Raw genomic sequence first — 11,295 nt, forward strand, 5'->3', positions numbered from 1 at the left:
ATGGTCCTGTCCGTTCTGAATTTTTCTCTTAAGAAATTTTCAGGGTTGTTGTCTATTGTTCAGTTATCAAGGTGCTTTGCCGCTCTCGCTTGTCTCAAGCGACAACTACATCAAGATATCATATTTGTTTTGGAGTGTCAACTATTTTTTGAAACTATTTTTACAACTATTTGGAAATCTATTGTTTCAGTCTCCCGTGCCACAATCGTTTTTGAGAAAACGAAGGGCGACATAGCCTCTTGACTACACCGCCCTTTGAGCCTGTGGTATTCTTCCACCGGCAATATTTTTAAATTTCTTTCACGCCTTTAAAGAGCTCTTTGCTGATCAGGCAGCGATCGGTGCCTTATCTCATCCACGCCCCGCTTCCTGAAAAGCGATACTGCACTCCTCCTACGTGCAGCGACACTCCTGCAGCCATGACTCCGTTGGCTTTCAGATAATACCAGGTGTTTCCCTGCTGCAGCCAGCCCGTCTGCATCGCGCCGTTTTCCATCAGGAAGTACCAGTTCTCGCCAATCTGTAGCCAACCCGTCTGCATCCTTCCATTTCCCGCCAGATAGTACCAGGTATTCTCCTGCTGCAGCCAGCCTGTCTTCATAGCGCCGCTTCCATCTAGAAAATACCAGGCGTCCCCGTCTTTGACCCAGCCTGTCTGCATGGCGCCGCTTTCCGCCAGATAATACCACTTGCCGCCGGTCTGTACCCAGCCGGTTTTCATAGCGCCGCTTCCTTCCAGGAAATACCAGGTGTTTCCCTGTCGCAGCCAACCCGTCTGCATCGCACCGTTCCCGTCTGCAAAATACCAGGTTTCTCCGTCCCGGATCCAGCCAGTCTGCATTTTTGCTGTGCCTGTTTCAAAAAAGTACCAGGTGTTTCCCACAGCCTTCCAGCCTTTTGCCGCCTTATGCGTGGCTCCAAAGTAATACCAGGCACCGTTTACCTGCTCCCATTTCTCTGCGGAGGCATAGCCTGCCTGATTAAAGTAATAGAACTCTCCGTCAATTTCTTTCAAGGTAGATACCGGATATGTTTTTCCGTCCGGATTCAGGTACCAGGTTCCCTTCCCATCAATCCGCCATTCTCCTTTTGCAGGCTCCGTCTCTTTTACGATCTTGATGGCGTTGTCAAAGAAATAGTAACCGTCGTTTGCTGCCACGTCAACTCCGATCCGCCACTTCACCGCTTCCTTATACGGTGCGACATCCGGAATCTTCACCTCAAACATCCTCTGCTCTTCGGTTCCCTCTGCCATTACTGCCTGGTAATCCACTACACTCTTTTCTTCTCCCTTTTCTGTTACATACTGTATTCCGTAATATAGCTGTTCCGGAAGAGCTTTTCCTTGTACGATAACCGCCACGGTCCCTCCCTGAACTCCTATTTCCGTAACAGAAGGAACGATGTTCGTCAGCTCCGGTTCCTGTGGTTCCTGCGGCTGTTTTTTCAGTTCCTGTCTGGCCTTTTCTATTTTCTGAAGTGCCGCTTTACAATCTGATTCTTTGGAATTTGGATCGGCAAGAAGTTTCTTCCCCTTTTCTACCGCTTCCTGATAAACCTGCCAGCTTCCTGCTGTGTATTCCGTTTTTTTCAGGCTTTCCAGTTCCTGTACCGCTTTTTGCAGCGCCTCTTTTGTCTCCTTGGTGACGCCCTCCGGTCCCCTGACGATCTTAATGCTGTTTTTAAAGAAGTAGTATCCATTGTCCGGCACGGCATCTACTCCTACTTTCCATTCCACCGCCTCTTCATACTTGGATGCATCCGGAATCTGGATTTCAAACGTTCTTTTCTCCGGCGTCCCGGAAGCTGTCACTTTCTGACTTTTAATCACCTCTGTTTCTACTCCGCTTTTTGTAACATAATGCACGCCACAGTACAATGTTGACGGAAGCTTCGTCCCTGTTACAGTCACCGTAACCGGTCCTCCGGATGTTCCGATCTCCTTGAGCGAAGAAACCGAATCTGTAAAATCTGCCTCTTCCGGATCTCCCGGTTCTTCCGTTTCCTCTCCTCCTTTTACTGTCAGAGTGATCTCTCCTTCGTATTCTACATCATCTACACTTTTTACATAGTTCTCCCAGTTCTCATCTGTCTCAAACAAGACGATCGGCTGCCGATCCATCGTATATGGACTACCCTCCACCAAAAGCAGACGGTATTCATCATCATTCAACTCCTGGTTATCACACACATAGCTTGCTCTTCCTTCCGCATCTGTTGCACTTTGGAATTTTTTGTCACCCTGTTTTCCATAAGAGGATTTTAAATACAGCAAAGCACCCTGCACCGGTTTCCCGCTTTTATCTGTTACCCTGACCTTCAGTGTTGTACGGCTATGTTCCTGGGGATCCTCCGGCTGCGGATCGTCCTTCGGTACCGGTCCGTCTCCGTATTCGATCACAACCGGATACAGGGACAGGGTCTGCATTTGGAATGTTACTTTGCTTCCATTCTGTTTAAAATCAACTTTTTGAAGTGTTCCTTCTCCATCCAGATAAAAAACCTGTTTTACCGCCTTTTCTTCCTTCACCTGCTTTGTAATGGTGTATTCCCCGGCAGCCATCTTTGCCACTTCCCATCTGTGAGGATTCACCAGCTTCATATCAAACATCTGGCAGTCTTTTCCTTCCAGCGCGCTGATCCCACTTGTGGTCAGTTCTCTCTCACTCAGCAAAAAATGCTGAAAATCCATACCTTCTATGCTCGTGCTTCCTGCCATATCTGCGTAGATCGTTCCGCCATAATTGCTGTTGGTCAAAATAGTATCCTTCTTATGTCCGGACTTTTTGCTGACCAGAGTGATCTCATCCACTCTCTGGCAGTTCGCATGATTGTAGCCATACTTCTTGGCATCATATTCTGACTTATCCTTTACGGAAATGGGAAAAGAGGCCACACTCCACAGATCTTCCTCCACAGAAACCGTATAGTTGACATCTTCTAAAAGGTCCACATTCAGCCTTCCCCGTGCGTCGCTGACAGCCCTGACCGTCTCCACATCACTGGTCAGTACGAAATGAATGTTCGACATAGAGGCGCCCCCTTCTGTCCTTACATCAGATCTTATGCTGACTCTCCTGTCTTTCTCCGGATTCGGTTCTTTCTTATCCCGCCTGGTCAGATTCAGGCTTTTTACCTGCGGATAGTTATAGGTGACGCCTGTCAGTGTAGTTCCCGTATAGGTCTTTATAGTATCCTTGATGTCTACCATCCCATTATCTTTTGCCCAGACATAAGCATTTGGCATCTTGTATTCGGAATCTACCGCAAATATAGTATAGTTGTGATTCCTGATCAGATCCAGTTCCGGAAGTTTTCCATTTTGGGATGTTACTTCCTGTTCCAGTTTCTGCAGCGTCGTATTGTAGATCTGGAATTTTACAGGCTTGGTTAAAACCTGTGTCGTCACCGGCTTTGTATCCGGATCCGTGATTTCCCTCACCTCAATTCCCGTTACTTTTACAGTTTCTGTTTCATAAAGATTCTTTTGCAGATATGCCTTTATTTCATGCTGTGGCACATAAGGCACGGTTACCTCGGCAGCCTTACTTTCTCTTTGCCCCGCCCCCACATTTAATAAGGCAAACGCCATAAGGGCACAAAAGACTTTTGCTGTCCTGTTCTTTTTTCTTTTCATCTTCCCCTGTTCTCCTCCTTTTTCCGATAATATCTAAGGTCATTATATCATTTTTTTCGTCAAAACCCAACCGGACAATTATACGAATTTTATAAACATTACTTTATGGGGGCTGTATCCACCCTTTGTAATTCTTAAGAATTTCTGCTGCAATTATACATAGGAAAAGGAGGCGGATCTTGTGCCACAGGTCGATTACAGATTTGAGAAAAACCGGCAAGAGCCTCCCAAAAAGGCAAAAGCGATGTTCCTATGCTTCTCTTTAAGAAGCAAAGGATCACCGCTTTTTCCATTTCCTGTTTGATTTTAATCCCACAGCATCCCTTCTGCCATCTGTAGTAAAACACTTCTATCTGCAAGAATTGATGCAGCGTAGCAAAGCTTTTTTCTCAACGGAATGCCGTTCTCCGGATCCTTTCGATCCCCAGCAATGCTTTATCGAATCCAGGCTCCGCTTCTATCAAAGCGGTAAGAAGTCCCGTCTATGTTCAAAACGCCGCCGGCAGCCATAGCTCCGCCTCCTGTCAGATAATACCAGGTGTTTCCCTGCTGCAGCCAGCCGGTCTTCATAGCGCCGCTTCCTTCCAGAAAATACCAGGTGTTTCCCTGCTGCAGCCAGCCTGTCTTCATAGCGCCACTTCCTTCCAGAAAATACCAGGCATCCCCGTCTTTGACCCAGCCTGTCTGCATGGCGCCGCTTTCCGCCAGATAATACCACTTGCCGCCGGTCTGTACCCAGCCGGTTTTCATAGCGCCGCTTCCTTCCAGAAAGTACCAGGTGTTTCCCTGTCGCAGCCAACCGATCTGCATGGCGCCGTTCCCATCCGCAAAGTACCAGGTTTCTCCGTCCCGGATCCAGCCAGTCTGCATTTTTGCTGTGCCTGTTTCAAAAAAGTACCAGGTGTTTCCCACAGCCTTCCAGCCTTTTACCGCCTTACAGGAAGCTTCAAAATAATACCAGGCACCGTTTACCTGCTCCCATTTCTCCGCAGAAGCGTAGCCATCTGCATTAAAATAGTACCACTCTTTATCTATTTTTTTCAGAATCGATGTTGGATAGGTTTTCCCGTCCGAATTCTGGTACCAGTATCCTTTCCCGTCTTTGATCCATCTGCCTTTTGACCTGTCTGTTCTCAGGATTTGGATGGCATTTTCAAAAATATAATAGCCATCTTCCGGGATCGAGTTGACTCCGATGATCCATGCCTCTGCATCGACATACTGAGAAGCATCCGGAAGCTGTACTTCAAAGTTCCTCTCTTCCGCCGTTCCTGCAGCCGTTACCTGTTGGTTATCCCGTACATTTTTTTCTTCCCCTTCTTCCGTTGTATAATGGATGCCATAGTACAGCGTTTCCGGAAGATTTTTTCCTTTTATCGTAACCCTTATCGTCCCTCCTGCGTCCTCTATCTGTGCCGCAGAAGGATAAACTCCTGCAAATTCCGCAGCGGACGGATTCTTCTGTTTTACCAGCACCTTTCTGGCATGAAGGATCTCCCGCAATACATTCTGGCATTCCTCTTCCTTCGGACGCTCTCCCGTCAGGATCCCCATCGCCTTTGTGACAGCTGCTTTGTAAACTTCCCAGCTTTTGGCAGTGTAGTCTCCTTCCTGCATCCCCGGATAATCCTGAATCTCCCTGGTTAACGCCTCTCTTGTTGCTTCTGTTATCCCACTGAAATCTCTTTCCGTCTGAATAGTATAGGCGGAGAAGAAGTACTCCTGATCCAAGGCTGTGCCAACGCCTATCTTCCACTGAATTTTATCTCCATATGGGTCCGCCTCCGGAATTTGTACGAAAAAAGCCCGTTCCTGCGGTGTCCCTACAGCCGTTACCTTCTGCCCGTCCTGTACACTGACCTCTCCTTCCCCTGTTCCCGGGATATAGTTCAGTCTATAATACAATGTTTCCGGAAGGTCTGTTCCCTTTACCACAACTCTTACCATACCTCCGGAGCGTGCGATCCCTTCTATGGAATAGCTCACATCGGTAAAAACGGCCTTTTTTTCTTCCCCGAAAGCGGCTTCCGCCTTCAAAGCATTCTCTGATGCGTCCGCCAGTAGATAGTTCGCCGCATGCGCCCCTGTCCTATCGGCAGCAACGCTTTCCTTCCCCGGTGCGATACTGCCCAGCAGAGCCACTGCCGCTATCGTACAGGATACTTTTACTAAAATCCTGTTATTTCCTCTCATATGATCTTTGTTCCTCCTCTTTCTTTTTTTATATAAGCGACACGGGATGTATCGTTATATTTCTTATATTTCTTATCTTTCTTGCATTTCTGCCTTATTTTTGCGTTTCCCCAAACACACTTCTTTGAAAGCTGACATAGGTCACAACAAAATAGACGGTGTAGATCCCCATAAATAGTGCCACGCTTTGCAGGAGAAAGCGAAATGTATCTGTCGTCAGCCCTGTCATCCGAATGAAGCCGGCACTCATATACAGCACCATTTTCCCGCTGATGATGACAGCCAGAACGGCCGGCGCCAGATAATAGACCAGGAGCTGCCAGAAGATCAGCTTTCGGATCCTGCTTTTTTTCAGCCCTATTTTAAAAAGCACATCGTATCTGAACCTGTATTTGTCCGCATCGCTCAAATGCTGAACAGACAGCACCGTCACCGCCACACATACGAAAACCAGCCCGATGTAGAACAGTGGGATGATCACGGAAGCCATCACAAATTTCAACTGAGGGATCACCTCTTTTTTTACCAGAACCTCTGCCGTATAAGATACGATCTGATCTGAGCCCGGACGGATCTCGTTTTCCTTCCCATAGGGGTTGCCGGGATCGGCTCTGTCGCTTCCCAGCTCTTCCAGCTTATCTGTCAGTCCGGCAGGTCCCTCTTCTTTTGTAGTCACCGCAAGCTCCCTGTAATAGGGCGTCATGTGAGCCGCCACTTCATCCGGCACAATGATCACATAGTCTGCGCCATTGTGTCCGTCCTGTGAAAAGGGTTCTGTACTGATACCGGCGCAGGTCAGCGCTTTTCCGGTCTGCGGATCGGTAAGCTGCAGCTCCTTTGGCAGATCTTTCGTGACTTTTTTAAGCCTCGCCTTGGTGTGGATCCTGTATTCCCCGCTTTTTAGTCTTACTCTTTTGTATCCCAGCATGGCTCTCAGTCGATTGTAGGTGCTAAGCTCCATATAGGTGTCGCGGGAATAATACGCCCCGTCTCCTTCCAGCTCTTTTTTTACCTCTGTCGTCAGAAGGGAGCCTTTTTTCCCTGCACTGCCGTTTTCTCCTTCTGTCATATGTGTCAGCATCCAGGCATTCACTTCCTGTTTCCCATTTGTGTAGATGTTATAGCTGTAGCTCTTATCGATCCGATTTTTTTCTATGGCTGTCAGCTCCTGTGTAAAATCATAGTCCGTCATTCGGCTGTGTACCTGCACATCAAAGGGAAATTTGTCCTTCAGGATCTTGCTTTGATAATCGCTGAACATCAGCGCCGTCGACGCTCCCAGCAGCGCCACCGTAAACAATGCACTCAGCGTACCCATGGTAAACCGCATCACTCTGACCTTAGAGGAAAACTGACGGAGCAAAAACAGATTCTGTCCTTTATAGATCCCGTTTCCTCTTTTTCTGATATAGCAGACGATCCAGGAAGAAAGCCCTGTATAGAACAGATAGATCGTCAGGACCAGGCCTATCACAAACAGGATGGACTCCAGTGCATTGCTCACCTTTCCAAACCAGATCCAAAACCCGCCCAAAAACAGGATTGCCAGCGGAAACAGCACTTTCTTTTTCTCTTCGTTCTTTTCCCGGATCTCTTCATTTTTCCTGCCTGCATGGATCAGGGCATAAATGTTCATTTTTTTAAATTGTCGGTTGCTTCTAAACAGCGCCAGCAAATAGCACCCTCCAAAACACAGCGCCGTCATCAGGATCGTTTTCCAGTTCAATTCCAGAATCGGTCTGTACTGCATGTGAATGATAGAAAACATGACGGCGCACAGGATCTGCTGCAAAAATACGCCCACAAGAATCCCCACAAGGAAGGCGCCTCCTCCTAGGAGAAGATTTTCCTTCATGTACAGGTGGGCGATGGTTTTCTTTTTCATGCCCAAAAGCAGGTAGATCCCGAATTCCCGGCTGCGCTTTTCCAGCATGAAGCGGACGATATAGTTGATCAGCCACGCCACGATCAATACGATAAAGACGGTGGAAAGTCCTATCATCACTCCGATAATGGAAGCCTCCTCTACATATCTGCTCAGAGAGTTTTGAAAAATAAGACTGTTAAACGCATACATCAGCGCCGTGATCATCACGATCGTCATGCTGTACACCCCATAATCCCTGGCAGAGCGTTTCATATTCCGAAAAGCCAGCTTATCCAACATGGGTCTGCTCACCTCCTACCAGAGAAAGGACATCCAGGATCTCCTGGAAAAACCGGTTTCTTTCTTTTTCCCCACGAACCAGTTCGTGAAAAATCTGCCCGTCCTTCAAAAACAGGATCCGGCTGCAATAGCTCGCAGAAAACGCATCGTGCGTCACCATCATAATGGTAGCCGAAAGCTCCCGGTTCAGTCTGGAAAATGTTTCCAAAAGGATCTGGGCGGAATGGGAATCCAGTGCTCCTGTAGGTTCATCGGCCAAAAGCAGCTTCGGATGGTTGACCATGGCTCTGGCACAGGCACACCTTTGTTTCTGTCCTCCGGATACCTGATACGGAAATTTATTCCGGATCTCTTCGATCTCCAGCCGTTTCAAGATTTCGGTACAGATCTGGTTTGCTTCCTCTTTTTCCTTCTTCTGGAGTGTCAGAGCCAGCAGAATGTTTTCCTCAATCGTCAGCGTATCTAAAAGATTGTAGTCCTGAAACACAAAGCCCAGGTTGTCCTTGCGAAATTCAGCCAGCGCCTCTTCCGACAGCTCGGTAATATCTGTCTGTTCATAGTAGATGTGCCCGGATGTCACCTGATCGATGGTGGCCATCATATTCAGAAGTGTGCTTTTTCCGGAACCGGAAGCTCCCATAATCCCTACAAATTCTCCCTGCTCCACCTGGAAGCTGACGCGGTCGACAGCCTTGGTCACCTGCTCTCCGTTTCCGTAATACTTTTCCACATCACAGATCCTAATGTATTCCCCCATCTCGTATTTCCTCCTTCGGTTTGTTTTCTCTAGGTTGGATTCTATCCGTTTTCCCCCTTTTCTGGTATAAAAATAGATTGAAGTTATCTTACATTTTTTTAAGATACCCCAATCTATCGTTGTATGTACCTGCTGATAGGAAACTCCAGATAAATCGTCGTTCCCTGCCCGTATTCCGACTCTGCCCGGATTTGGATTCCCAGCTTTTCACAAAGCTTTCCGCACAAATACAAGCCCATCCCTGTAGAATACCGGTTGTTTCTTCCGTTACTGCCGGTAAATCCCTTTTCAAAGATTCTGGGAAGCTCTTCCTTTAAGATCCCGATCCCATTGTCTTTTACAGCCAGTACACAGCCGGAGGGGATGTTTCTCGTATAGATGCTGATCTGTGCATCTTCCTTTTTGTATTTGATGCTGTTTAGCAGCAGCTGATGGATGATAAAACCGATCCATTTGTCATCCGAATAGACTTCCTCTTTACAGTCCACTTCCACGCGCACCCGGTTCTGGATACACAGCAGCCTGTTTCTGGTCACCACCTCCAGCACCACCGGCTCCAGGTGGATCTTCCGGATAAAATAATCCTTATATACCTGCTTCGACCTGGCGAAATACAGAGCCATTTCCACATAATTTTCCACCCGCTGGCTTTCCAGATCAATGGCACGAAAGTCTTCCTTTTCTCTTCCTCTTCCGTCTTCTCCGGATTTTCTCCGGTTTTCACAGATCAGGGCAATACTGGTAAGCGGCGCCTTGATCTCGTGCACCCAGCTTTCTATGTATTCCTTGTAGTCCCTTCTTTCTTCTTCTACTTTTCGCAGCTGTTCTATCACAGATTTGTTTGATTTTTTGATCAGTCCCTTATAAAGCCTGTCCTCCGCCGAAAACGTGTCCGGCATCAGCTCCCCCAGCAAAAACCTTTGATCCAGCTGCTCCAGGATATTCTCCAGCTTTCTGAAATGGTTTCTTCTCCTGATAAATCCCACCACCAGATAGACCGTCAGGATCCCCAGCCAGGTCACCAGGATCAACAGGATATTGTTTTCATAGTAGCCGGTTACATACAAAAAGCCTGCCAGGATCGCCATCCCCGACAGATTCAGCATCAAAAGCAGAATCCGGTCTCCCAAAAAATCTTTCCACGTCATATCCGGTAACCCATTCCCCTCTTCGTTTCGATAAAATCTTCAATTCCTATACTTCTTAGCTTTTCCCGGATCCGGGTCACATACACACTCAGGGTATTATCGTCGATGAAAATCTGACTTTCCCACAGATATTCTGTCAGGTCCATCCGCGACACAAAATTTCCTGCATTTTGGAACAGATTATGCAGGATCTTCATCTCGTTTTTGGTCAGCTCCAGCTCTTCCCCCCGGTACTCCAGCACGCACTTGGAGATATCCAGGCTCACCCCCTTATGCTCCAGTCGTGTAACCTCCTGCAGGGTGCTTCCCTTGTACCGCTTAAGAACGGCTCCGATACGCGCCAGAAGGATCGGCGTCTGGTAGGGTTTTCGGATGTAGTCGTCTCCGCCTTTCATGATCCCTGTCAGCTCATCCATGGCATCCATCCTGCTGGTCAAAAATACGATAGGGAGAGAAAGCTTCTCCCGGATCTTCATACAGATATCGAATCCGGTCGTCCCCGGAAGCGTCACATCCAGCAGCACAAGATCCGGCTGACATTTTTCCACCTGTTCCGGTACTCTGTCAAATTCTTCCAGAACAGTCACCTGATACATGGCGTTTTCCAGCAGTGTCTTCAGTTCTTTCCGGATTACCGGATCATCTTCTACAATCGCAATATGCATCTTTCTCTCCTTCCCTCATCCGACTTCCACTTTACCACTTTTCTGCGGGTTTCTCAAGTAGGAGGAGGTTTCAGAGTCGGACATCCTCTACAGCAACTGGCCGTTGCATCTTTTTCAGGTTGAACGACTCTTTCCCATTACTTCCCATATTTTTTTGTATATTAAAAGGAGCCGTGCACCAACGAATGTTAGTGCGACAACTCCTTTGGTTGAATGTATATTATCTCTGAACTCTTTTCTTTAAAACGAAGACAAGCCCAACAGAGGCAAACGCCAATAGTCCTATCTGTGGGAAGAAATCGTTAACGTCTCCCGTCTTGGGAGTTTTACCAGGCTTGCTGGCTTTGTTGCTCGAATTGCCGGCTTTGTTGCCCGGATCGTTGTTTTGATTACCCTTAGGATCTGTTACAGACGGAACGTCTGGATTTTCTCCTCCGCTTTTCAACTTATACACATAAGTAACTTCAAGAGTCTTCCCGCCCTCTATCTTTCCTTGTTCAGCAGCTGAGTCTTCCTGAACCCTTACAAGTTCATATTCTTTGCCATCTGCCGTTTTGATAGTCTTTGGTTTGTTGTCAGCGGCAGTATCATAATCCGTTCCTGCATCTGCATTTTCTTCATCAAATACCGGGTCTTTTATTACAACGCCTTGTTCATCAACATAGTTGACCTTAACGCTTCCTTTTTCAGGAACCAACTCATAGACATAGGTTACATTCTTAGACGTT

General features: G+C 47.4%; 7 protein-coding genes. All 7 read right to left on the reverse strand.

Annotated features, from left to right (window positions below; translation table 11 throughout):
- Positions 1 to 346 precede the first annotated feature (346 nt).
- Entirely contained in the window at positions 347 to 3,637 is a 3,291-nt protein-coding gene (locus tag SOW26_RS05765; RefSeq protein WP_276959341.1) for a hypothetical protein, read from the reverse strand.
- A gap of 435 nt (positions 3,638 to 4,072) precedes the next feature.
- Positions 4,073 to 5,830, reverse strand: a complete 1,758-nt coding sequence (locus SOW26_RS05770; protein ID WP_276959339.1) for an N-acetylmuramoyl-L-alanine amidase family protein — start codon at positions 5,828 to 5,830, stop codon at positions 4,073 to 4,075.
- A gap of 94 nt (positions 5,831 to 5,924) precedes the next feature.
- Entirely contained in the window at positions 5,925 to 7,997 is a 2,073-nt protein-coding gene (locus SOW26_RS05775; RefSeq protein ID WP_276959336.1) for an ABC transporter permease, read from the reverse strand.
- Positions 7,987 to 8,754 carry an ABC transporter ATP-binding protein gene (locus tag SOW26_RS05780; RefSeq protein WP_154477944.1) on the reverse strand — a complete coding sequence of 256 codons (768 nt, stop codon included), beginning with the start codon at positions 8,752 to 8,754 and terminating at the stop codon, positions 7,987 to 7,989. The genes SOW26_RS05775 and SOW26_RS05780 overlap by 11 nt, the downstream gene beginning before the upstream one ends.
- Positions 8,755 to 8,867: 113 nt before the next feature.
- Positions 8,868 to 9,902 carry a sensor histidine kinase gene (locus SOW26_RS05785; protein ID WP_320652052.1) on the reverse strand — a complete coding sequence of 345 codons (1,035 nt, stop codon included), beginning with the start codon at positions 9,900 to 9,902 and terminating at the stop codon, positions 8,868 to 8,870.
- Entirely contained in the window at positions 9,899 to 10,567 is a 669-nt protein-coding gene (locus tag SOW26_RS05790) for a response regulator transcription factor (protein ID WP_276959332.1), read from the reverse strand. The genes SOW26_RS05785 and SOW26_RS05790 overlap by 4 nt, the downstream gene beginning before the upstream one ends.
- Positions 10,568 to 10,787: 220 nt before the next feature.
- A partial coding sequence (locus SOW26_RS05795) for a MucBP domain-containing protein (protein ID WP_320652053.1) occupies positions 10,788 to 11,295 on the reverse strand: 508 nt, incomplete at its 5' end.

It is taken from the genome of Suipraeoptans intestinalis, assembly GCF_034091795.1.
GTDB classification, from domain to species: domain Bacteria; phylum Bacillota; class Clostridia; order Lachnospirales; family Lachnospiraceae; genus Suipraeoptans; species Suipraeoptans intestinalis.